We start from the raw sequence: 24,227 nt of genomic DNA, 5'->3' as shown, positions 1-24,227 counted from the left end.
AACTCATGTATTGCTACAGAGCGGTGTCCCCTATTTATAGACACAAAAGATAGAATAACTGAGACAGCTATTGAAAATAAACCTCCATATAGCATCAACGAATATAGATTTATGGAGATCCAATATTGCAATGTTTCGATATAAAAACACCCCCCTTCAATTTAAAGATCAAACTTTCTCCTTGATATTAGGATATTGACTGCTAGCCCTACAAAACCAAGCACTACAGCTAGTACAAAGAAATTTAGTTGTGCTGGAATTTCAAACAGATATCGTTTGGCGGTTGATTCTGGCATAATCCCACTTGTTAGATAATAAACACCGTATAAAACAGGAAAAGTCGCTAACCCAATTTGAAATATCTCCTGTTTCTCTGGTCGATCCTCATGATTAACACGCTGAATCATATGCATTTTTTCAATAAGTGATCGTATGCCTACACGTATGTCCTTATTTTCCCTTCGATTATCATTCCGGACATCAGTTGTTATTCCTAATGCTTCTCGAAGCAAAATGCACAGAATTTCTGCAAACCTTGTCCCTATTTGATGTTCAAACAGTACTAATTCATGCTCTGCTCGCATTCGGTTTTTGGCTTGTAAACCTTGTATCAAGTTATAAGTTAAACGCTGCATAGTAGCATTCTTAATAGAATCTACCATTGAATTTAGAACAGCATACGCATCCCTATCTATGAGGTATCTCTTTTCAAATTCCTCAGAGAAGGGAAGTATTTCGTGGCTTAGTTTAGCTCGTCGTTGCTGCAAAACTGCATGTAAGAGTAAAAATGGTACTCCACTCGCACAAAGTCCTATAATAACTGACACACCTATACCGACTTGGTCATATGGCAAATTAGCATCCCATTTACCGTAAATATCAAATAAGTAGTATCCTGTCATACATCCAATAACAGCGCTAAAGAATAGAAATAGATATGTTCCAATCTTGGCGCCAGCTAAAGGAATACCAAAAATAACTTCAAGATGCATAGAAATATAGCGCAGAATGCGATTATTAAATATCTCGTCAGTATTACTTAGCTGTAAATTTCCAAGAGTTTCAAATCGCTTCTTATCCTTATGCTCTTGATATAGATGAAGAGCTTTTAGAAAGACAATACTGGCCATGATTAATGTCCCAAACAGAATTAAAAAGGCAGCGAACATAAACCAATTTCGTAGAAAAAACTGCGCAAGATTATCAAGCATTAGCGATCCCCCCAAGAGAGTCTCGTTATTCGAACCTCATTTGGAATTGGATTCTGCTGTGAAAGGGACTGAAGGGCATTCATACCTTCTGTATACGCTATACGGTCTTTTTTCCTCATGCTTTTTTGTAGTTCAGGATCAATCTCAGCGCTATAACACCACTTTTCACCGTCATACCACATGATTTTTCTACTTTCTACCCCCATTGTTAGAGGATCAAAATGAATCTCTGCTAGTTCAACGTTGCGAATAGTTTCGCCGTCCTCATCCGTTTCGAACACTAAAACAAAGTCAATTAAGCTAGCATAATCCGTTAAAGAGATGCGATAGTTTAATCCTTCCGTATGCCGCAGCTCTTTACGAGCAAGCGTGCCGGGAACGTTTGTCGAATTTTTCTCATGCATCGTCGTTATTACCAAACCCCTAGTGTTCGCACAAGCTTCCTTATACATGGGTGCTTCTACTTCCCGCACTTCACCAATGACATATATTTGCGGGTCCATTCGCAGTGTTCTAGGGAATACTACTGGAACCATTGTACGGTCATCACCAACAAATTCAGTAATATCACGGTCTGGAAATCTGGCTTTCAAGTCCAATTCCCATGCATTCTCCGCTGTTACGGTCACTAGATCAGCTCTCGTTTCCATAAACATGGTTAACAAAAACGTTGATTTCCCCACGCCTGGCTCCCCGGTTAGTATTAACTTAGTACCACAACGCGCTAGCATACGATAAATTGGGGGGCTTTCACTTGCTATAGTGTTTAAATTTATTTGTTGCTGCAATGTAAATTGCTCGAGAGTATTTCTTCGAAATACGATAGTTGGATGTTTACTCATCGGAGGTATTGTAATAACAACCCGTGTGCCATTATAAAGCTGCAGCTCGGCATAAGGCTTTTCACGAGACATAATCGCCCCATCCTCACTACGAGTCAAATTATCTATGAGCCGATAAACATCCTGCATACTCTCATACTGTTCATGCGTGCGGTGTACTCGATCATTGGGCCGCCGATAGCGTACTTCTTTTCCGTTTACTCTACACTTACCGACAGTTCGATATTTCTCCATCCATACGCTCACGCAGCCATTGCCCCATGTTTCGTGAAATAAAGCATCCACAAGATCCGGATAAATTGCAGGGGGCTGTATATCATGCAATTTATATTCATCTACAATTTGTCTAATTATCGTTTTTACTTCTTCTACTTCCTCGGGATGACCTTTTGTTGCTCGATGTGTCTGATTCACATGTTTTTTTTGTTCTTTTGAATCTTTGGCTTTGGTTAAACGATCCTTAAACCATTGATCCACCAGTTCAATTGCATTTTTGAACTGAAACATCTGAATTCGACCATCAAATACGCTGCTTTCTCCCTCTTTCATGTAGTCCGCCAAGACATTTTGAGGGATTTCTCTATTTTTTGTCTCTGATAGCAACGCTACCATTGTAATCACCATCCGTTACCATTAACCTGACTTTTTAAAAAACCAACCTTTAGCCTTTTGTTCGGTTTTAAGCGGCAGCCTATGCTCATCAACCAAGTTTTTTGCCAATTTCCCTAAGCCTGCCTGTGTAAATTTCTTCGACATGGGATTAGGCCCAGGTACGTAAGGCAACTGTAATACGCATCCTGCAGATAATTGATTGCTCACACTGCTTTTTGCTTCAGTTCCAAGCCCATCATAGTTAAAAATAAATGAATTGTTTCGTAGGTCTAGCTCAAACTGATACCTGATTTGAGGTATATATGAATAAAACTCTTTCATGTCATCGCGATTTGACGTCGCTATCAGATATTTACGCTTTACATTTTTCAGATTGACTAGAGTCATTGCATTATCCCAATATGGGGAGACCACAAAAATGGTGAAATCAAAAGCTGATTGAATTAACGAATAGATTTGTTCTAATTTATAGGGGTCCATCGTCCGTGAGGACTCCAGCTTTGAATTACCGGCTATATAGAATAGGTTATCGTCAAGGCTTGTCGCCAGCTCCTTGATACGTCCTGGAGTAAGTCCACCAATATCAAACTCGCGATATATTTGAGTAATACCATTCTCAACTGAAATAACATCATATGGATCGAGACTTACTATGCCTATGCTGCCTGTAGTTTTATCAGCAATTTGCTGGCTCAATGCGCGGGCAATCTCTGATGCTCCAGATTTTCGATGTACAGAAATCAAGGATATACACGGTTGTAGTCTCCCTTCATACCGTGAAGGAAAAAGAAATTTCTCTATCTCTTCTTCAATAACCCCTTCGTAAATAGTAATAAAGGGAATATTTTTGATTACGCACAATTCTTTGATTTGTCCAAAATCAGATCGAATACCATTCTGTACATCCATTACATAGGCTATCGTTGTATCAGAATATTGATTCCATATGGAATCAATTTCCTTAGAATTTAAGTTATCAAGAAGAATTACGTCACAGGAACCTAGTGATTCGCCCTCACTATCCATTGAAAATACAGTGTCGGTAATACCTTTAATCTGTTGAACAACAGCAACGATACGGCTAGTCTTACCTGTTACACCAACCTTCATTTTCTCACCACTCCATTATCCACTGCTAAAATAAGTTTGTATCCCTCTTCAACAGCCAGCTTCAAATTTGCAAATTTTTCAGGTGTTAAAAACATTTTCACATTTTCCGGCCGACCAGTACCCTCTGAGCGATCGTCAACTTCTTCGGCATTTCGAATTTGTCGGTTCGATGAATCAAATACATATCTTACCCGTACGTTCTCGAAAATAGGCTTAGATAATGGGCGATTTTCTTTATCTGGAACGACTATATACTCAGTAATCTTTGCTATTTCTGTCCCATTGATGGAATCAAGCAATTTCGAGCTTTGCTCTTGTTGCTCATACCATTTTCTCAATGATTCCGTTGGTGTCAGCCATATCTCACCAACATCTCCGATACGACCTGTCCAGTCAATGACAGCCCACCAATCATTTGGTATGGGATATGGCATTTCGCCATCGTCTGGAACCAGGATCGGATCTGCTACATGAAAGGTAGTCAAGTACTCCCCTTTATGTAAAGGACTAACAAAAGACTTATTCATGACAGCATCCATTTTGTCCACAGTAACCATATTAGGTGTGACGGATGCCTTTAATACTTCTTGTAATTCAAATAATTCCTTAAAATTCTCGGAAGTAATATCCGTATAGGTGTCAATCAAATTTGATTTTGGTGTGAATACGTACTCTTTTGGCAGAAGCTCTTCTCCTTTAATAAATAAAAGAAGGAACATAGTGAATCCCGCTGCTGCTATCAAAAGGGATAAAAAAAACAAAGCGTTAACTTTAATCTTCATGTTATTCTCCTCACAAGAAATCCATATCAAAAGCGCGAATAGTTGCCTCTCCTGAAGCATTCATTGTAGCAACCCGCCACGCATAACGTAGGTCATTCTCTTTAATAAATTCGTCAACGAGAAAAAACTGTGTTATGTCGCTTGGAAACTGTTTTTGAACACTCAGTATATTCCGCATAGCTTCTTCCGATCCGCAACTCCAAACGATAACAGGTGGCAAACTATTTGGTATTGGATTATATAACCCTCCATTTTCTGAAAATGTCTTTAGGTATTGTTTAATTTTTCTAGCCATGAAGCGTGCAGGAAGCTTATTTTGAGATAGCCTCTCGACGTACATTACCATCTTACCTATTGGGGTCTGCATTGCCATCAGTGCCATTGGTGATTCGTAATCTGGTGCCAATTCCGGATACCAATAAAATTCGTCTGGTTTTAATACACCCTTTTCAACAAGCATAATTCTTATGTCGTTTATGGCACAAAACGGTAAGCAATTTTTTATTGATTGAGAAATGCGGATGGGATCAGGTACTTCCATCCCTAGACCGTACCCTAGATAATTTTTTGCAGCTATCCCAATACTCCACAAATGTTCCCGATCATTAAACTGACTTTCCAGGCGCCATCCTTCAAACCAACCAATCTTTTGTAAAAACCTTAATCTGGTTGCCAATTTGTGTGACTGCGGAAAGATATTACGGAATAGATGCCGCAATTGCTTCTCTGTCAGTACCTTTGCCCGTGCTAATACAATTGCGATATCAATATCAATCTTTGATATTTCACCTCGAAGCACTCGCCTATAAACAGAGTCAAAGGCCGTGTCCGGTTCGCGGTTCCACTTTAACATCTCAATATTAAAAGTCGGGTCATCGAAGAAAGGAACTTGCCCATCTTTTGTAGTCCAAAGTGAAACCGGCTGAGTTTGTGTATTAGATAAAGTTGAATGCATTAGACATCATAGCTGCGTGATTGGCTTCTAACTTAAATATTAGAACTCTTCCACGCTTAGTCTCTTTATCAAGACGAGTGATTTCCGCAGTTGCAACAACACCGGATGGCAAACCGGAGTAGTATTTGTTTCTTAAATTACTTGCTAAATTCCCAATTAGGGTAATACCCGTTGGTAGTTCACAATAGTAACTATTATTACCTGGTGCCTTGCCTGTAATGGTGACTGCTACTTTATCGCCAATATTGTGATGTTCTTCAATATCGTCCCAAAATCTTTCTTTACCTTCTACAATTACATCCTTACGTGATAAGATGACACGATAACCAAACTCTCTAGAACTGGAAGACTTAGTTTCTGCCAACTCTTGCTCATCTGCCGCCATTTCATCCGTATTTTCTTCCCTTAGTTCTGTTCCTAGATTTTCTTCCTTTCTAATTTCCAAAACCTTTGCTTCAACCTCGGCTCCTATAGGAAGAATGTCTTTTAGATTTCTGATTTTTCGAACATCCCATTCAGCTGCTGGTATTATACAAGGGAAACCATCTACATCTAGAAAGACTACGTTTGTGTCCAATACCCCTGTTACAACCCCTCTTACATGATCTCCTTGACGAGTATTGGCTAGAAATTGGTTCACGACTTTAGGTATAGCCTGCAGCCTGCTAACTAATACATAATCTTCATTTAAGGACGTTACGATAAATGGTACTTTTGTATGAACAAAGCCATTTAACGATGCTACATTACGATCAACAAAGTCTTCCTTTTTGCAATAGAGATTAACGTTTTGGAAATTAATAATGACAACTTCTTCTTTTTTGCCTTTTATAATAGCCGACTTAATTTGTTCAACTTTTCCGTACTGAACCCACTTTCTAACCATCGACTCTCTCAAAATCTCCAATACGTGCTGATTCAGACTCATTTGTACTCCTCCTTGGATTTGTAGGGGTAACGAAAAAAAGACGCATAAACAACCCCTATAGAGGTTATTTATGCGTCCTTCGCTACGATAATATTTTCTTACTTATTACCATAAACGATAGATCTACGGAATTCAAGAGTTTTTTATTTTAAACCAGCTTCCTTCAGCAGATTGTTTTTGAACGCCAGAATGAGACGGAAGGCATTGAAATCGATCATTGAACGGAAAGCTATTTTTAAAATTCAACCAACAATCAACGATTTGTACCATTCCAGAAATAAAGAACTTCTTACGGTTTACCTTGCGAAATTTAATTTCGTACTTAATCTTCGAATAGCCACCCGTCAGTTTTTTCGAACATACTCTCTATCTACCATGCTGTGTATGTCTTTTCCCCCTTGTGAAGAAGTAGATTTAGTCACTTTTAAATAGCAAATACATATACTTTATTGTTAAATCTAAACATAAGGGATATAATCTTGTTTATTACATAATATGAATTTTCCTACAACACCATTACACAAAAACAGTGGAGTTCAATTTTAATTTTAGAATAAACTCCCTTCAAGATGATTTAGAGTCGAAGTTTATGAAAATTCGTTTAAAGGAGATAGTCTATTGATAAAAAAACTTCCCATTGGCCATCCAATGATTGAAGGGTATCCTAAACATGCAAATACGCTATCTATCTTGTCCCAGCATGATTCTGCCCTCGCTTGGATTCTATGCAATTATATTCAATTAAAACTTAGAATTAATCACGAAGGGGACTATTTTGATTTTTACACAATAAATCCAGTATTTCAGAAATCTCTTTTCGACTACCAACGTCATTCTAGAAAGTCTGTATTTCGATGGCATGGTGAAAATATAACTAAGTATATAATTGATTGCATTGATATGGACTATTACATATACACCGTTGTTGACGAATTTCATATCCCCAATACTCGTGCATATAACAAGCGTTTTTTTCCACATTCAGTCTTAATATATGGCTATGATACAGAAAGGCAAATTTATAATCTTGCAGGTTTCAATTCTCCTGAAGGCCAACCTCAAAAATTCAGAAAATTTGACCTGGCTTTTTCTGAATTCGAAAAAGCCTTTGTCTCAATTAAGAGTGAACCAAATCATAATCACTACCATAATAATGTATATTTACTAAGATACAATAATAATACTTCTTATGATTTTGATGTAAACGTTGTCATATATTATTTAGAAGATTATATCCTTTCAAAAAACTCATATTATAGAGAAAGCAACTATTTTAATCCTCCTCAAAATGAATATATTTTTGGTATTGAGGTTCTTAATGAATTGAAAAAGGTTTATTCCAGTGATTCAAAATGTAAATTTGATGTACGGCCACTTTACTTATTGAAAGAACATAAACAACTCATGTTGAATAGATTGAATTATTTTCAAACAAATGAAATATTATTTATACCTGAACAAATAAAACAATATTCTCATGTTGTAAATGAATCAACAATCAGTATAAATCTCCTCTTAAAATATCTAATAACGAATGAGCTAAAATTATTGTCAAAAATTCATGAGAAACTCGATAATATCTATAATCTTGAAATGGCTATTTTACCTACGATTTTAAATCTGTTAAAAGAGCTTAATATTGACTCTCCCTCATCAGATAAACTAGCTAGCAAAAATAAAGACCATTAGAAAACCTAACACGATTAGAAACTAAATTTTATTCTCTAACGATAATTCTCTCTACATGGTTGAATAGAACGGGGAATTTCATCCCCGTCTCCAAACCGTGCAACTGTCGATGAAATAGGCAACAAGAAGCCTCTAAGATACTGTAGCTAATAGAGTACGACGTTAAAATATTGTTTGACAATATCGACCAGGCTTGATGATAGAGACGGTAAATAAATTGATGATTCTATATTGAACCTTTTCTTTGCGCACCGTGTGTCGCCATATGTAAACATAAAGGAAGGAACCTCTGGCACACAACAGTACGAAGTTATCAGTCTCGTTTGGGCTAATCTCTATTCACTGTGCTTTTGATAATTAAAGATGAAAAGATGTTTAGAGTCTATAGAAGGATCCTCTTCACAAGCTTTTAATGCAAGGTTCCACAGCCGATCTCATTTCTAGGATTAAACTGGATTTGTAAACACGCTTTTCTGTGAATAAGTTGCAAGTCTTTCGTACTTGCCCTTTTATAGATAGGTAAATATATCATGGCGGTGAACACTATTGGATAAAATTCTTTCTTTTACAAAACCAATAATTACCTCATACCCTCTTCATGCCCAGCTTCTTTCGGGAATTCAAAATTCTCACGGATCTAAACCTTGGATATTAAGTAATTATATACAGCTATTTGCAAGTGATAATTTTATAAAGGATAATAACTATATTTCTGCGTGGTTTGATTTCTTTACCACGAATTTCCTACACCATGAAGTCCCTGTTATATCCAAACAGAAAATCAAAAGAAATTTAATTGACATGCTTTCAAATGATATAACAGAATTTGTTATTAATATGCTCAACGATGATTATTATGTTTGGTTATTTATTGATAAATATTACATACCAGGAACTCAACATTATTACAAAAATACTTTTCCTCATTCAATTCTTGTGTATGGATACGAAGAGGAAAGGAACGTGTTTTATTGTGCTGGCTTTTTTGATAATACAGGATATAAACAACTAACAGTAAAAAGGGAAGATATTAAAAAAGCTTATTATAGTAAAGAATTATTCGAGATAAGAAATCGGGCTGAATACTTAGATTATGTTATTATGTATAAGTCCAGTAATAAAAACGAATATAAATTAGATATTAATAATATAATTAGTCTTTTAAATGATTATTATTACTCTGTCAATTCATCTGAACACCTTTCAATGATAAGGAACCCCATCAAAGGTAAATATGGTTTAGACGTATATACCACCCTTAAGGAATATGTGATTTTTAGGAATAATGATCAACTAGATTTCGATGTTCGTGCCTTTCACATCTTATATGACCATAAAAAATGTATGAACTTCAGAATAGATTATCTTTATTCTCTTGGTTTTTTGAAGTTTAAGGAAATAAAGCTTTTTTTAGACATAGAAAGAAAATCTCTTATTTTGAGAAATACTGTTATTAAATGCAATATAAAATACAATCCTGATACAATTAAAAATATCTTAAGTATGATAGATGACATAGCATATCAGGAGCGAATTGCCTTGGATGTGCTACTTTCAGAACTAATTAAGTAGTAATGTTACGATTTCTAAGATGATGGTCTATTATTTGATGATTTTTAGTACAAAGACTATAACATTGTATTGTTGTTTATTTATTTATAGGCTTAAAACTGTTATATTTTCATGATAACTTAGATTGACCTAGCTGTAACTACTTACGGTAATAAGGTGAATATCATAAATTTGTTCCTACCGTTTTCCTCTAGCGAAGCTGAGTATTGTTCAGACTGTTAGGAGATCATGTTTAAAGCATTGATCTTCGTAAGTTTGTGATGTATTCGATAGGAACTTCTTACAGATTCCGCTGGCAGGAGGTGTAGGAAGTTCTATTCTATTCAAGAGCAAGAATAAACCTCCTGTCAAAGGACTGATTCACACGATTACATAGTCTTTACATGAATTCATGGGTTGAATAGTCCATCCAACAGCCACACCCAAGGCTTTAATCTTACCTCTCGTACGAGTATGGCTTGCGACTCAAGGCTTATCCTTAAAAGCAAATTCAGCAATCAAATCTATCAAACTATGCCATTTAATTAACCAGCAGCTCATTCTGTTCATGGCTTATCCATAACAGTTGCAATTCCTCGTGATCATTTAGAGTAATACGACTATATCGTTCAATCATGTAAACTCTTGTCAACGCCTATCTTTTCTATCTTCGCAAATTTTTCACCAATCGACACCAACCGCACCTGTACCCAGTTCCAAGCTTCCTCAACGTAGCCAATGTACAGATTTTGGCATACAAAGCGTGTAATTACGCTTCTTCTTCTAGACTACATGCGATGACATAACTACTCTTAAATTCCTGAAAATGACAAATGACTCATTTCGTCTTTTACATTTTTGTTCTTTGCAAGTGATTTAATTCTTTAAGGATTTTTCTTTTACTGCTTGATCTTCATCCCGCTTCCTCTCAAATAAAGAATGTACGCTTCCATTCTGGATAATAGTCTTCTTCTCTGCCTTTTCTTCTAAGTTTTGAGGTGCAACACATTGCTGTACTTCTGTTGTCTTATTAAAAGAATACCCATCAAAACGCTTGGATATCTGTGTGAAATCCTTTATTTCCTCATCCACTTGGGCAATAATCTCATTCGCTTCAGCATCAATTCTATCTTTAAGTCTAGCAAATTCCAGAACAACTTCAGCTTGAAGATCAATAATTAACTCATCTCTCCAGTAGTTCATAAAATACTCTAAATCGTCATTATTTAAATTTAAAGCCCATTCATCTGCTTCACCTTTATCAATGAAGTCACCTTCGGCTAGAAATGCTTTTTTTTGTACTGCCCTCATGCACAAGTCGGCAATAAGAAAATTTGAATAGATTGAACATATTACCCTCGACCTCAACATGATCGAATCCAATCAACATCTGTTCAACAGGATTCGCTTTAAGCCTGAGGATGATTCTTTTTCTAGGAATTTTTCATACACTATATGGATTCATAACTGAAAGAACCCTTATGCAGGCAAGATTTAAGTTTTTTCGGATATACTCTCAATCTACCACGCTATATATGTCCTTTCCCCTCTCTGATGAGCTGGATTTAGTCACTTTAAAATTAGCAATTACATTTACTTTATTGTTAAGTTTAAATATAAGGGATATAATCATGTTTATTACATAATATGAAATTTCCCACAACATCTACATTAAATAATGACATACTCTTTTTTATTCAAATAACACCATTTGAATTTTAGAATAGTCATTTAGAGTCGAAGTTTCTAAAAATCCGTTGAAGGAGATAGTATATTGATAAAGAATCTTCCCATTGCCCATCCAATGATTGATGGGTATCCTAAACATGCAAATGCGCTATCTATCTTGTCTCAGCATGATTCCGCGCTCGCTTGGATTCTATGTAATTATATTCAATTAAAACTCAGAATAAATCATCAGGCGGACTACTTTGATTTTTACACGGTAAATCCAATATTTCAGAAGTCTCTTTTCGACTATGAACGTCATTCTAAACAGTCAGTATTTCGATGGCATGGAGAAAATATAACTAAATATATCATTGATTGCATCGATATGGACTATTATATACAAACCATTGTTGATGAATTTCATATCCCAAATACTTTGGCGTATAACAAGCGTTTTTTTCCACATTCAGTCTTAATTTATGGCTATGATATAGAAAAGCAGGTTTATAATCTTGCAGGTTTCAATTCTCCTGAAGGCCAACCTCAAAAATTCAGAAAATTTGACCTGGCTTTTTCTGAATTCGAAAAAGCCTTTGTCTCAATTAAGAGCCAACCAAATCATAATCACTACCATAATAATGTATATTTACTAAGATACAATAATAATTCATCTTACGACTTCGATGTAAACGTTCTCATACATTATTTGGAGGATTATATTTTTTCAAAAAACTCATATTATAGAGAAAGTAATTATTTTAACCCTCCTCAAAATGAGTATATTTTTGGACTTCAGATTCATAAAGAATTAAAAAAGGTTTATTCCAATGATTCAGAACGAAGATTTGATGTACGGCCACTCTACTTATTAAAAGAACATAAACAAATCATGTTGAAAAGATTGGATTATATACAAACAAAAGAAATATTATTCATACCTGAGCAAATAAAACAATACTCTCATGTAGTAAAGGAATCAACAATCAGTTTAAATCTCCTCTTAAAATATCGAATAACAAATGACATAAAATTACTGTCAAGTATTCATGAGAAACTCGATTCTATCTATAATCTTGAAATGGCAATTTTACCCACGATTTTAAATCAGTTAAAAGAGCTTAATATTGACTCTCCTTCTTCAGATAAACTTGCTGGTAAAAATAAAGACCACTAGAAAACCTAAAATGATAAGAATCTAAAATCATTTATCCTTTAACGATAATTGGTTGGGTAGACCAGGGTATTTTATCCCCGGTCTCTCAACTGTTCTGCTGCCGATGAAATAGGCATAATAACTGTAGCGACGTTGTAACATGCTGTGGTATAGAGTAATCAATAAGGATCGTTTAACCATATCGAACATGTATGAAGATGAAGGTGGTTTGCATACAGAGAATAGATGGATTCCCTTCATAACGCCGCTGTTCACGTTTCTGGGAACGTTGCTTAACTAAGTTGCAAGCTTTTTATACGTGTCCCTTTTAAGATAGGTAAAAACATCATGGAGGTGAATATTAATGGGTAAAATTATTTCTTTTACAAATAATTACCTAATACCCTATTAATGCTCGGCTTCTTTAGGGGAATCAAAATTCTCAAGGAAGCATGCCTCTTTTTTTAAGTGCCCGGCGGCTATGGCACTATGAATCCGAACTCCCTTCTACAAATGATTTATTTCGCCTTTCAGACTTATAAAACATCCCTATACATTTTCAGGAGAATTTAACTCTTTAAAGATTTTTCTTTTACTGCTTGGACAAAAGCTTGTGCATCATAATCAATTTCCAATGACACATTCTTTAAATCATCTAATTTATGATTGGGACCAGCCTCAAGCTTAACCGCGATAAAATTAACTTTCTCATTTTTTTTTAACCTAACTCCATTTAAAAGGTCACTCATGTTTCTACTAAATGATAGTGATTCAGCCGCAAATATCTTATCCTCTTCATCCCGTTCCTTTGCAGATGAAGTATGTAAGTACCCATTCTGGATAAAATTCTCCTTCTCTACCTTTTCCTCTAAGTATTGAAGTGCAACGCATTGCTGTGCTTCCGTTGTCTTATCAACTGAATATCCATCAAAACGCTTGGATATCTGTGTGAAATCCTTTATTTCCTCATCCACTTGGGCAATAATCTCATTCGCTTCAGCATCAATTCTATCTTCTAGTTTAGCAAGTTCTGGTACAGCTTCAGCTTGAAGATCAATAATTAGCTCATTTCTCCAGTAGTTCATAAAATACTCAAGAGCACCTTTATTTAAATTTAAAGCCCACTCATTTGCTTCGCCTTTATCAATGAAGTCGCCTTCAGCTAAAAATGCTTTTTGTGTGCTGCCCTCATGCACAAGTCGACAATAAGAAAATTTGAAAGGATTGAACATAATATCATCCTTAGTAGCAACAGCAACTTCTTCTCTCGTAACCGACTCCGAATAGGAAAAATTCGGACTTTGCATTTTATCCGGTGTAATACTCTCTCTAACCATGATTTGATCCATAGTTGTTGATCCAAAATATTCAGTTAGAATTTCAGCATCATAATTACTAACTCCACCATAGACAATTAGATTCCTAGTCGTACCAAGAGTAACTTGAACAAACTTGTCATCATATTTTACTGCTAACTGAGCTAGTGTTTGAAAGGCAACAAATGGAGCTATCTTATATTTACGTCCTTGACTAGCCAGTTTTAAGTAAGGTGGATTTATATAATCAAAGAATTCATCTACGAATAAACTAACAAGGGCTCGCGTATTCTCATCGCCCTTACGTCTGAATACAGCATTTTGCACGGTCATTAATACTAATTTACCGAAAGCATTAGAGACATCACCAAGTAAACCGTTATCCGTATTACAAAGTAATATACCACCTTTAGCAAGAATCCGATCTACATCAACGCTCCTGTCATTTATGAGTATTCGCGCTAGATATGGATTCATAATCAAATCAGATAGTAAATTTCGAGTCTGTCTTGTAAATTCTGATTGTAAATCAATAACTCTCTCCTTACCTTCATGTTCATGGCCTTTTGGATACCGCATAACAATTCCATCTCTATCGGTTTGTATTGAAAGTGCATCGTTTCTGAACCAACGAATAACCCGCTTCACCAGCATCCAATATAGTCTTTGATCCTTCACCATTGTTGCTATATCTTCATCGGGCGGAATCGACTTTTCAACAGATACGACTAAATCCATAGTAAACCGTGGATCTTGATACATTCGGTCTAGATCAAGTAAGTCACAATTATTAATACGATCAATTTTAATAAGATAAATATACATCTTTAGGACAGTACGGCATGCCTGCCGAAAAAACTCATTACTAACTTCGCTCATTCCATCTAATACAGCAGTAATGGTTTCTGCAACTTGAGATAATGGTCCGATCATGCAGTTAATACCAGGCGTATCCTCAGTGCTAGGATCAAGATATATAATTAATTCTTCAGGCAATCCATGACCTAGTGCGATACTGTATGCAGAATCACATAAGTCTTTCGCAGGCTCAATAATGATAGAGGCTATTAAATGTTTGGCCATTGCACGTTTAAACTCTTCTGACCCTGTGCCATATTTCTTCGCGTATTTTGGGAAGGCATTAATCATGTTCTGCATATGTTCCATATCTTGTCGAAATGCCTTAATGATCTTCATAGATGTTTTCCCGCTTCCTGGCGGGCCAAGCAATGAAACCCCAAGCTGTCTTGAATCACCAGTTAAGACTGCAGGAACGTTCGTTTCAACTTTAGTTGCTAAGGTTATATCTGGAAATACATTTGCTTTTTCATCACCGAATCTCCCCAAACGCTTATTCTCAAACTTATAATTCTTAAACCACTCTTGTATAAGGTTATCTTCCCGATATAGTCCAAACAAGCGTATGAGAACTAAAAAAAGTACGATATAAGGTAGAGACAATATAATCATTGAAACAAAGTGAACGGATTGACGATTAAGACTATCTTTGAAGGGGGACTCGAAATCGTCATGAACTGACATTAACGGATCATACCCGATTGGAATAATTTCGATTGAGCTAAATAAACAAACATGAAATGCAACTGCAGCTGCACAAATAATAAAACTTATTACCCTTCGAGCAAAAGTTGAATTTGATACTTTAACTCTTGTGCCAAAGAGCCAGGTAAAAATAGATAAACATACAGCTATTAAAAAATAGACTACGTTCGCATCCATAGGATTTGTGTAGAAAGGAAAGAATAAATGTAAATACGTTGGAACTTGTTCTTTAAAAGAGGTTGCACCTATACCTCCAATTCCCCAAAAAAGGGAATAGCTCATTCTTAGAACAGATAGCAGCATCAGTAATACAATGGTATGACTAATCACAACTAAAGAATGAGGAAGCCACTTTCGATAATTTAAATCAGACAGCTTTTCATTCAACTTGGATAAAAGACTACTCATCCTCAACCCCCGCTTCTGCAGATATAACTCCTGTTATCTTCTCCCAACGAATTCCTTTTTTAAATACTGGAACACGCACATACATTTCATCCCACTTCCTTTCAACCTCCAGCTCTTCAAAACTAGCAAAGTAAATGTTCGTTGAAAATTTCACAGGGAAAATATCGTCATGAAATTCTTTTGAACTCGGATAAAGCAGAATGACTCGAATCTGTGAGACAAATGGCCACTCTCCACCGGATTTAATCCATTTCTCAAACGTTGCAGCTTTTAGTTGAGGATTGACCCAACCATTTCGCGCATAATATACAAAATCAATTTTCTGAGCAGTTGAATTAAACCGGTCATTAATACGATTAACATCATCTTGTTTAACAATGAAATCCGGTAGTCCTGCTCCATAGGATGTAAGATCACACCAAGCCTTTCCTTGTTCTGAAGCGGGTGTAAAAATGCTCAGATTCGAAGAATGATTTGAAAAAAGTTTCTGTAAGTAAGAAAGATCATTCAATCGTTCCGGAAAAACAAATTGCTGGTTGTTAGAAATATAATCTGCAGCTCTAATAACTGTTTCGAATTCATCCCCATGGAGAACTGTTAGTTCATCCTCAAGTAGTGACTGGTGTAGAACTTCACACATGTACTTTCTTGTGTTTCTTAATCGTTTTTTACTATTTGGATGTAACTCTAGGACAAGGTTATCAGTTTTATCCTCGTTGAAGCGGGGGCTAAACCGTTCAACATAATTACAGAAAACTAATAATTTCGGTAAATTGGCTCTATCCTGTTCCCGCTTCAACGTATCCAAGATAGTTAGGTACTTATTCTTCAACTCTTTATGATTCATAGTGCCAGTATCCATTTCCAATACGAGCATTGGTTTATAAAATGACTTCCAGTCCCACGTTCTACCTTCGGATAGCTCACTGTATTTTTCAGTTAATACTTCATCTCGGATAGTTAGAGGATAAACAAATGGATGTAGGTCAAATCTCTCATTTTCGATGATTGTATTGTGAACAATATGAGGTTCATACATAATCCAATCGGGTTTATAAATCGTAGTTGAAATATTAGGATCACCGTTCAAGTAGCGCCTCCATTCACTATCAGGAATTTGCAATGGTTTTATTCGTTGTTGAACACGAGAAACCCAATCTACACTCAAATAGTGATGTTTCTTTTGAGACCCCAATCTTAAATCCATTAATGAAAAGTATTGTTTTGGTTCTCCTCGTAACTTGAGCGGAATTTGAAGTACATCCAATATGACTTGAAGGCCAAGATCTGTAAGAATGTAGCGATACTTGCTGTTTAACGAACCTGTTGGTTTGTCTGTATCAACTATTGTCTTAATAACTTTTCTTTCAGTAAGATAAGTCATTTTGCTCCAAAGAGTATTTTTTTTCATCCCTGTTACACCTAGACGGTAAATTTGGTCAGACGATAATGCTCTGTAAAAGTAAAGTGCCAATATAATACTGAAGTCATTTTTATTCTCTTTGGTTAGAATCATACGTTCTTCGAGAGAATACTTTTGTTGCTTTTCTTTACGTGTAACATTTTTCTTCCATCGACGAGTCAATGAAGTTGAAGTACGCAAGAGTGATCATCCTTTCCCAAACAAAAGAACGCACAAACAACACCAATAGGTGTAGCTGTGCGTCCTTCGCTAGCATTATAAGATTAGGACAAGTATAAGCCTAAATAAGTATTTTGACAATGAATAATTCCTTAAAGGCAACACGTTGAAATGAAAATTAAAGTAGAAAATTGATATGTAAAAAGTGTTTTAAAAATCAAGCTTGCTAATATACCTTACTCTCCTTCCGCGCCAATAATATTATGGTAAAAATCAAGCTATATAATTTTTACTCAAAGAATTGACGAACTCCTATGTTAGCAAGGCTTTATAACTATATGGTTTGCATTGTTTGCCATGGAAAGATGATGTGGAAAGATCGACTTTCCATTTTAAATTAGTCAAAAAGACAAATCTTATCTTGTTTCATCTTTCCATGATTTTAATATCTCTTTAGTCAGATAATAGCTTGTACTGTTCTAATAATATTTAGAGATTTTATAGCTGCTTTCGATTAACTGCTGGTGGACATTCATATACTCAATTCTGATCTAGTTTTCTGTGGGCCATTACTTCCAAGATTATTTCGTTATCTTTAGAGTGTTTGAGTGATCAAGAGGCAGCTGCTGGGATGTCGTGTGCAAAGCTGTTAAGAGGTTCTATGTAGATGATAAACACTTAAAAAGAGCCTATAAGTATATCTTTATTGGCTATACAATCGTAATGACATATTAGAAGGTGATTGTCAGAGCGATCTTCGCTTATTATGCTTCTATTCATAATCATTTTAGAATTCCCCCCTACTCCCCTCCATTAATAAACACTTAAACCATGTAGCAAGCCAAATCCTGATTACAAAACGCACTTTCAAATACAATCCTTCTAGACAAACCAACATCTTGATTGTATGATAGAGTCGTATATTTGAATCGATTCGATTCGATTCAATAACTGCATCAGTAGAAAGATTCATAGATTACCGCTGTTTCTACATTGCATCAGTTATTGCGTCAGTTATTGCATCAATTACTACATAAGCAACAAACATTCTCATGAAAGGAGGAAATATTTTGCAACGCGAAGAAATTCTAAACACCTTATTATCTCGTTTAGGTAATGGATTGTGGATTTTAGCTGTTTTAAAGAAAGAAGGTCGCCCCATTAATAAAGAACGACTTGGGGTTTTAACAAACGAACTTTATCATAAGGCTATGGCTCAAACAAATGAACCTGTCACAAGTGATTTAATAGGATCTAGGCACACTTTAGATCAATTGACAGCCCAACTATATGGTGCTGGTCTTGTAGACACTCCTGACTTGCCTGGACGAGCTACATTCTACACTTTATCTTCTCTAGGTAAAGAACTCATTGACTACAGAGAAAGTATAAAATAAGGAGGAATTTAGATATGCGTGAATACATAAACCGTGATGATCTACGATTAAGCTTAAAATTTGGTTTTTTGGGAATTGGTATGGGAGGTAATGCAATTGCTTACGAATGTGCTTCTGTCCGCACTAAAATTCCAAACAATTTCAATCCCTATACTGCCCTGCTTATTAATACAAATGACGTCGATCTGCAACGTTTCAAAGAACAGCCAAACATTAAAAAATATCAACTAAAAGGTTACGAAAAGGGTGCCGGCAGAGATCCCATCATCGGTGAAGAGGCCTTTTTAGCACATAAGGAAGAGATTAAACAGCACATTGAAGAAATGTTCTCAGACCGCGACTTTGTTTGGATTATTGTTGGTCTTGGAGGCGGAACTGGTACGGGGGCTTTATTGGAGGCAGTAAAAACCGTATTAAATGCTGGATTCCATAAAAAATGTGGTTTCATTTTAACAATGCCACGTGACCAGGAAGGCCTGAGTGTATTAGAGAATGCTATTGATCGATTACAAACTTTCTCGCAAGCAATGAAAAATCTTGGTGGAATCTTACCAGTAGACAACAAAAAACTATATAATTCTTTTATAAAAGATCATCCAAACGCAAGTATCAACCAATACTTAGACTACAGTAATAAATTTATTGCAGAGACTTTGCATGAATGGAATATTGTTACTGCTTCATTCGATCCTATAGGAGGATATCATTTTGATAGTTCAGAATTTCTCAATACACTAAACACTCCTGGCATCTTATCACTTGGTAAGGTAAAACTAGAAGCTCCAAATGTTGATGTTGAACAAGATGCATCCTATCTTCCAACGTTTAAAAGATCAATAGAATCAGGTATTTTATCTGATGGCTATAATTTTAATGATGCAAATCGTCTTGCTGTTTCTGTTGTAGCCAGCAAAAACAATTCAGAACGTATCTTCACAATGAAATTTATCAATAAAATTGAACAGACTGTAGAAGAATTAGCTCCATTTGCAGGTGAAAAGCCTATATCTTCATATCAAGATAACAAGGCTAACAATGATGTATCCCTATATTCTATTGTTGCTGGACTAAGGCTTCCAGCAAGAGTAAAAGAAATGGTGATAAAAGTGAATGAGCTGCGAGAAAAGAATGAATCTAGCACAGACGATATTTTCTCATCTTTACAGTCGTTTTCCAAAAGAGAACGTAAAACTGAAAGCCTAAATGTAGCTGATTTATTTGCTGCTCCCGCAAAAGAAGATGTTAAAAATACAAAGCCTACTGAAATCGATCCTTTCAAAGTTTAATCAACTATAGCCCCATTAAAGGGGCTATTTCTATTTCACTTCCTCCTTTCTCTTACCCAGCTCACTATTGATTCTTATAGCCGCAATAACTGAATCAATTACTGATGCAGTTATTGCGGCAGTTTAAACACTAGATATCTCCCTAAAACAATCTGTAAATGTTAAAATATTAATTCTTCGTGCATCTTCCTCTATTCAGCTGCATTTTAATACCTATCTTTGTTCCTGTGTACTACAATTCAGCAAAAGCAATTCAGAACGTATCTTTACCATGAAATTTATCAATAAAATTGAACAGACTGTAGAAGAATTAACTCCAACTGCAGGCGAAAAGCCTATATCTTCATATCAAGATAACAAGGCAATCAATGATGTACCCCTATACTCTATTGTTGCAGGACTAAGGCTTACAGCAAGGATAAAAGATATGGTGATAAAAGCGAATGTGCTGTGAGAATAGAATGAATCTAGCACAGGATGATATTTTCTCATCTTTACAATCGTTATCCAAGAGAGAATGTAAAACTGAAAGCCTAAAATTAGCTGATTTATTTGCTGCTTCCACAAAAGAAGATGTTAAAAATACAAAGCCTACTGAAATCGATCCTTTCAAAGTTTTATCAACTATAGCCCTATAAAGGCGCTATTTCTATTTCACTTCCTCCTCCTCCCTTCTTTTACCCAGCTCACAATTGATTCATATAGCCGCAATTACTGATGCAGTTATTGCGGCAGTTATAACACTAGTTATCTCTCTAAAACAATATATTAAGTCTTTGTGCATCTTCCTCTATTTCAGCTTCATTTTAATTCTTATCTTTGTTCCTCTGTACTACAATTCCTTTCGAAGACAGCCTATTAACAGCTCATACACTCTCAACATGTCAAATTTCAAGTCCACCCCCTTCTTTAAATGCTATCCATTATCAACTGCATGATTTTATACAACTCAATTAATAGCCTATCAATAGATAATAGCCTATTATTAATTAATAATGATCTATCTATTAATATATCAATAGACTCTAATTACATCATGGCAAAATATTCATGATAATCTATTGATAGTTAATAAGCTGTTATTAATTAATAACTATCTATCTATTGATATATCAAAGTATGAATTTAGTGATTTAACATCGACTCCAATGATATCCTTTTAACAGGTGGGAGTGCCTTATTAATTGTCTATTGATATGTCGAAGTGTATTAATAGGGGCTTGTTATTATTCTTCAAGCTTCAGTTGGTAGTTTCTTGATAGGTGATAGACTGTTATTAAACGGAAAGTTGCTATCATTTTATCTTTAAAGATGGCAATAGTATGTCTGTATTGCATGCACAAATATGCTATAATATTCTTAATTCATTACCCAAATGACCTATTAATAGGCTATTATATGCTCCTAACAAGCTATTTAAAGGTGAAACGAGTGGGGCGACATGTTACAAGCAGCAATGGCTACATAAGAATACAAAGCTAAAGCAGTTGCTTCGATAATGAGATGTATGGGAGGTAAAATTTATGCAAAACGTTGAGCATGACCATTTAAAGCAATATGAGGGTTTTTATACAATCGGTGATGTTCATACTAAGTTATTAGAAATGGGGATCAATAAGCCGGTTCCAACAATAAGGAACTGGGTTAATGATTTGCACCAATTCCAAGTGCATACTTTAGGCCGAAATTCTAGAGGAGAACGAATTTTTAAAACCTCTGATATTGAAATTATTCGTTTTATAGCTGAAGCTAAAAATCGATTTGGCAACAATCTGTCGATGGCTACAATATGTCAGATGATTGTTGAAAATGAAGCGTTTAAGGAACATTTATTTTATGACCCCAATGATGGAAATACATCAGGTGAATCAAACGCTCCAGCATTACCCGAGCATCGAATACGGGAATATTTGAAACAAGAGCTTGAAGAGATTAGTAAGATAAAAGAGGAAATGCTAGAAATGAAGAATAATTATGAACTCCAGCTAAAACAACTTCCTAGTCCAGAAAAGGAAAAAGAAGAACGTGCAATTGAATTTAGAACTATGATCCTGGATAGAAATGCTTTAGAGAGAAGAGTTAGGACTAAACTAAGAGAAGAGGCAATTAAGGAGTGGGATAAAAACCCTATAAAAAAGGGCTTTTTAATTAAAAGTGAAGATACTGCTGCCAAGATTCTTTTTATAGATAAATTTATTGATGAACATTTTGAAGAACGACTTAAAGGTGAAGATCAATGAGCCAGTGGGGGAGAGAGTATGCTATTTACGTGAAAAAATATCTACTCTTTACAATGAGATAATTATTAGAACCTTGGGAGAGTGGTACCATGAACCAACAGGGGAGAGTGAGGAGGAAAATCAGTCGTGTAAGGGAATTCTACTTCAAGATGGCGAAAGATTTAATCAGAGAACTTGGGATTGTGAAACTAACAGGCTGGAATCTAAGCCTTGAATATATCCGCGAATACAATGAAGAAGAGCTTTCACATTATGAACTAGAAGAACTAATAATAAATCTGCGACAATTCAAAAACAACTTACTTGTGGACCCGTAAGAAAAAGAAGGCAATCTGGAAGACGAGCAGAAGCAGTCAACCTTATCCGAACTTTTGCCTCTGGAAATCGAGGGAACACCTGCCAATTCACTCAACGAACACTCTACGAATGAGTATTCCGAATCGGACAGTGAAGAAGAGACTCAAGATGAAATTGATTTCTTTGATGGCGAACCCATTTATATTGACCCCTTGGAAATCATTGAGCGCTATAAAAACGGAGATCTATATATTGGAACCAATAATGAGCGGAAGTATATTGAGGATCAGTCTTGGCGCAATAATTTTCCAGATATCGTAAAAAAAATATCACGATTACAATGAACGACTCTGTTGATGAAGTTATAATCAGACAAAAAAACTTATGAGTTCAATAAAAGGTTCTGGAAGTAACGAAATAACACGATTTATATCAAATTTGTCGCAGATCATTTATGATCGAAAAGAGTTCCATGCAGATATCAACGAAGAAGAGTTTGAGCATCATGATACTTTGGAAGAAGATAAAATTGCTGAGTTGGTGATGTTTAGAGTCGAAACAATCATTTTGCCTCGCAATGAAGCTGTCGACATATATAATAAGTCAAAGGGAAATATTTCATTCAGCAATCTTTGGAATGTTCATTTTTCAGAAGCCCTAAAACAAGAGGTAAGGGAAAGGGACGGCCATAAATGTGTTGTTTGCGAAAGCGACATTGACTTACACGTTCACCATAAGATTCCTCGCGATTTTGGTGGTGTTCATCATAGAGACAACTTGGTTACGCTGTGTAGTTCTTGTCACCCGGCGATTGAAACGGGAGATGTAGCGAAGGCACATTCCAAGTGCCTTTTTAATTTCAGGAAAACAAAGGCAATGAAAAGGGTAAATCTTGATTTGCCATTAGATAAGATAAAGCTCAAAGCACAGGTCGATCAGAAGCTAGAGTACTTGTTGACTGAGTTAAGTAAAAAGAACGAGGATAACTTATCGGGCGTTGTTGTCGAAATCATGTCCCGTTTAGAACTTCTATTGGATAGGAACTTCAAATTCAAAAAAAAGCTAAGCATAGGTAGATGACCAATGTAAAAACATGTCCAATGCACTTTGGGCTAGACTAGAGAACTAGCAAGTCCTCATTATCATTCTGGTGTCATTGTCCAATCACTATCATACAATTCCTTATCTTCTTTTAAATGCAATCTTTTTATGAAGTACTCATATCGGATAATCGCAGGGATTTTAATAACTGCCTCAAATTCTTTCTAGTTTATCGGCTTCATTCGTGTCTGTTAAAAGCTTTATTCAAATATACACTATTCTGATTTAGATAACGAAGTTCCGGCAGTCTAACAGGAAGTGGAGAGGGCAGCAGCCGCAGTGATTTTTTCGTTCAGAAGGTAACGAAGAAAGTCAGATCAATAGACTAAAGGAACCTAAAGATTTAATAGAATGGAGATTTATTATGAAATCGGTCATTGATCAATTTTCTAAACTATTATTGAACTGATTTAATAATAATGATATTCATACAACGGAAGATAAAGTCAGATATACCTTTTTCGCATCACTTTTACTGTACTCAAATATTCAACCACACGAGGTCATTCTTGAATATCCTCATCCGGGTCTGG

At 35.7% G+C, this 24,227-nt stretch carries 20 protein-coding genes; 11 read left to right on the top strand and 9 right to left on the bottom strand.

Translation table 11 applies throughout. The features are described from left to right. Positions 1-161: 161 nt before the first annotated feature. The 6 genes from V1L65_RS15965 to V1L65_RS15940 are packed head-to-tail and all read right to left on the bottom strand — an operon-like array spanning position 162 to position 6,440. Entirely contained in the window at positions 162-1,211 is a 1,050-nt protein-coding gene (locus tag V1L65_RS15965; protein ID WP_331700192.1) for a hypothetical protein, read from the bottom strand. Then, positions 1,211-2,665, bottom strand: a complete 1,455-nt coding sequence (locus tag V1L65_RS15960) for an ATPase, T2SS/T4P/T4SS family (protein ID WP_331700191.1) — start codon at positions 2,663-2,665, stop codon at positions 1,211-1,213. The genes V1L65_RS15965 and V1L65_RS15960 overlap by 1 nt, the downstream gene beginning before the upstream one ends. Before the next feature lie 21 nt (positions 2,666-2,686). Then, positions 2,687-3,775, bottom strand: a complete 1,089-nt coding sequence (locus tag V1L65_RS15955; protein ID WP_331700190.1) for a hypothetical protein — start codon at positions 3,773-3,775, stop codon at positions 2,687-2,689. Then, positions 3,772-4,557, bottom strand: coding sequence for a hypothetical protein (locus V1L65_RS15950; RefSeq protein ID WP_331700189.1), 786 nt, complete (start codon positions 4,555-4,557; stop codon positions 3,772-3,774). Before V1L65_RS15950 ends, V1L65_RS15955 begins: the two co-directional genes overlap by 4 nt. 10 nt (positions 4,558-4,567) lie before the next feature. After that, on the bottom strand, positions 4,568-5,512 hold the full coding sequence (locus tag V1L65_RS15945; protein ID WP_331700188.1) for a hypothetical protein: 945 nt from the start codon (positions 5,510-5,512) through the stop codon (positions 4,568-4,570). Further along, positions 5,493-6,440 carry a S1 RNA-binding domain-containing protein gene (locus tag V1L65_RS15940; protein ID WP_331700187.1) on the bottom strand — a complete coding sequence of 316 codons (948 nt, stop codon included), beginning with the start codon at positions 6,438-6,440 and terminating at the stop codon, positions 5,493-5,495. The genes V1L65_RS15945 and V1L65_RS15940 overlap by 20 nt, the downstream gene beginning before the upstream one ends. 618 nt (positions 6,441-7,058) lie before the next feature. On the opposite strand from V1L65_RS15940, the gene V1L65_RS15935 reads away from it, so the two are divergent. Further along, a complete protein-coding gene (locus V1L65_RS15935; RefSeq protein ID WP_331700186.1) occupies positions 7,059-8,129 on the top strand; it encodes a hypothetical protein in 1,071 nt (356 codons plus the stop codon). Between the two features lie 546 nt (positions 8,130-8,675). Next, on the top strand, positions 8,676-9,701 hold the full coding sequence (locus tag V1L65_RS15930) for a hypothetical protein (RefSeq protein ID WP_331700185.1): 1,026 nt from the start codon (positions 8,676-8,678) through the stop codon (positions 9,699-9,701). A gap of 855 nt (positions 9,702-10,556) precedes the next feature. On the opposite strand, the gene V1L65_RS15925 is transcribed toward V1L65_RS15930, so the two are convergent. After that, a complete protein-coding gene (locus V1L65_RS15925; RefSeq protein ID WP_331700184.1) occupies positions 10,557-10,991 on the bottom strand; it encodes a hypothetical protein in 435 nt (144 codons plus the stop codon). Positions 10,992-11,454: 463 nt separating this feature from the next. Between V1L65_RS15925 and V1L65_RS15920 the strand changes: the two genes are divergently transcribed. Then, the gene (locus V1L65_RS15920; protein WP_331700183.1) at positions 11,455-12,525 is read left to right on the top strand and encodes a hypothetical protein; all 1,071 of its coding nucleotides are present in this window, start codon (positions 11,455-11,457) and stop codon (positions 12,523-12,525) included. A 548-nt stretch (positions 12,526-13,073) separates the two neighbouring features. On the opposite strand, the gene V1L65_RS15915 is transcribed toward V1L65_RS15920, so the two are convergent. Both V1L65_RS15915 and V1L65_RS15910 read right to left on the bottom strand, forming a co-directional pair. Continuing rightward, positions 13,074-15,770, bottom strand: coding sequence for a TraM recognition domain-containing protein (locus V1L65_RS15915; RefSeq protein WP_331700182.1), 2,697 nt, complete (start codon positions 15,768-15,770; stop codon positions 13,074-13,076). Between the two features lie 13 nt (positions 15,771-15,783). Next, positions 15,784-17,394, bottom strand: a complete 1,611-nt coding sequence (locus tag V1L65_RS15910) for a hypothetical protein (protein ID WP_331700181.1) — start codon at positions 17,392-17,394, stop codon at positions 15,784-15,786. 1,049 nt (positions 17,395-18,443) lie between these two features. Here V1L65_RS15910 and V1L65_RS15905 point away from each other — a divergent pair. From V1L65_RS15905 to V1L65_RS15870, 8 genes are all read left to right on the top strand, one after another. Beyond that, positions 18,444-18,770: a hypothetical protein gene (locus tag V1L65_RS15905; protein WP_331700180.1), complete on the top strand. Its 327-nt coding sequence runs from the start codon at positions 18,444-18,446 to the stop codon at positions 18,768-18,770. A 14-nt stretch (positions 18,771-18,784) separates the two neighbouring features. After that, positions 18,785-20,056 carry a plasmid replication protein gene (locus tag V1L65_RS15900; protein WP_331700179.1) on the top strand — a complete coding sequence of 424 codons (1,272 nt, stop codon included), beginning with the start codon at positions 18,785-18,787 and terminating at the stop codon, positions 20,054-20,056. Between the two features lie 271 nt (positions 20,057-20,327). Then, complete coding sequence (locus V1L65_RS28750) at positions 20,328-20,510, top strand: hypothetical protein (protein ID WP_442955701.1); 183 nt, start codon at positions 20,328-20,330, stop codon at positions 20,508-20,510. A gap of 7 nt (positions 20,511-20,517) precedes the next feature. Next, entirely contained in the window at positions 20,518-20,694 is a 177-nt protein-coding gene (locus V1L65_RS15890) for a hypothetical protein (protein ID WP_331700178.1), read from the top strand. An 885-nt stretch (positions 20,695-21,579) separates the two neighbouring features. Next, on the top strand, positions 21,580-22,296 hold the full coding sequence (locus V1L65_RS15885; protein WP_331700177.1) for a hypothetical protein: 717 nt from the start codon (positions 21,580-21,582) through the stop codon (positions 22,294-22,296). An 89-nt stretch (positions 22,297-22,385) separates the two neighbouring features. Beyond that, positions 22,386-22,613 (top strand): hypothetical protein, encoded by a 228-nt coding sequence (locus V1L65_RS15880; RefSeq protein WP_331700176.1) that lies wholly within the window; start codon positions 22,386-22,388, stop codon positions 22,611-22,613. A 54-nt stretch (positions 22,614-22,667) separates the two neighbouring features. Continuing rightward, the gene (locus V1L65_RS15875; protein ID WP_331700175.1) at positions 22,668-22,937 is read left to right on the top strand and encodes a hypothetical protein; all 270 of its coding nucleotides are present in this window, start codon (positions 22,668-22,670) and stop codon (positions 22,935-22,937) included. 40 nt (positions 22,938-22,977) lie between these two features. Beyond that, on the top strand, positions 22,978-23,673 hold the full coding sequence (locus V1L65_RS15870) for an HNH endonuclease (protein WP_331700174.1): 696 nt from the start codon (positions 22,978-22,980) through the stop codon (positions 23,671-23,673). Positions 23,674-24,227: the final 554 nt, after the last annotated feature.

The sequence above is a fragment of the Paenibacillus sp. IITD108 genome (assembly GCF_036541265.1).
GTDB lineage: Bacteria > Bacillota > Bacilli > Paenibacillales > Paenibacillaceae > Pristimantibacillus.
The sequence above is the reverse complement of the archived record's forward strand: the minus strand, read 5'-3'. Positions and strand labels throughout refer to the sequence as shown.

Bases quoted from the DNA above. Each gene is read 5' to 3' on its own strand.
- V1L65_RS15885 (WP_331700177.1), top strand. From the start codon at position 21,580: ATGCAAAACGTTGAGCATGACCATTTAAAGCAATATGAGGGTTTTTAT.
- V1L65_RS15965 (WP_331700192.1), bottom strand. From the start codon at position 1,211: ATGCTTGATAATCTTGCGCAGTTTTTTCTACGAAATTGGTTTATGTTC.
- V1L65_RS15925 (WP_331700184.1), bottom strand. From the start codon at position 10,991: ATGAGGGCAGTACAAAAAAAAGCATTTCTAGCCGAAGGTGACTTCATT.
- V1L65_RS15955 (WP_331700190.1), bottom strand. From the start codon at position 3,775: ATGAAGGTTGGTGTAACAGGTAAGACTAGCCGTATCGTTGCTGTTGTT.
- V1L65_RS15870 (WP_331700174.1), top strand. From the start codon at position 22,978: ATGAGTTCAATAAAAGGTTCTGGAAGTAACGAAATAACACGATTTATA.
- V1L65_RS15880 (WP_331700176.1), top strand. From the start codon at position 22,386: ATGAACCAACAGGGGAGAGTGAGGAGGAAAATCAGTCGTGTAAGGGAA.
- V1L65_RS15890 (WP_331700178.1), top strand. From the start codon at position 20,518: ATGAATCTAGCACAGGATGATATTTTCTCATCTTTACAATCGTTATCC.
- V1L65_RS15900 (WP_331700179.1), top strand. From the start codon at position 18,785: ATGCGTGAATACATAAACCGTGATGATCTACGATTAAGCTTAAAATTT.
- V1L65_RS28750 (WP_442955701.1), top strand. From the start codon at position 20,328: ATGAAATTTATCAATAAAATTGAACAGACTGTAGAAGAATTAACTCCA.
- V1L65_RS15950 (WP_331700189.1), bottom strand. From the start codon at position 4,557: ATGAAGATTAAAGTTAACGCTTTGTTTTTTTTATCCCTTTTGATAGCA.
- V1L65_RS15945 (WP_331700188.1), bottom strand. From the start codon at position 5,512: ATGCATTCAACTTTATCTAATACACAAACTCAGCCGGTTTCACTTTGG.
- V1L65_RS15940 (WP_331700187.1), bottom strand. From the start codon at position 6,440: ATGAGTCTGAATCAGCACGTATTGGAGATTTTGAGAGAGTCGATGGTT.
- V1L65_RS15960 (WP_331700191.1), bottom strand. From the start codon at position 2,665: ATGGTAGCGTTGCTATCAGAGACAAAAAATAGAGAAATCCCTCAAAAT.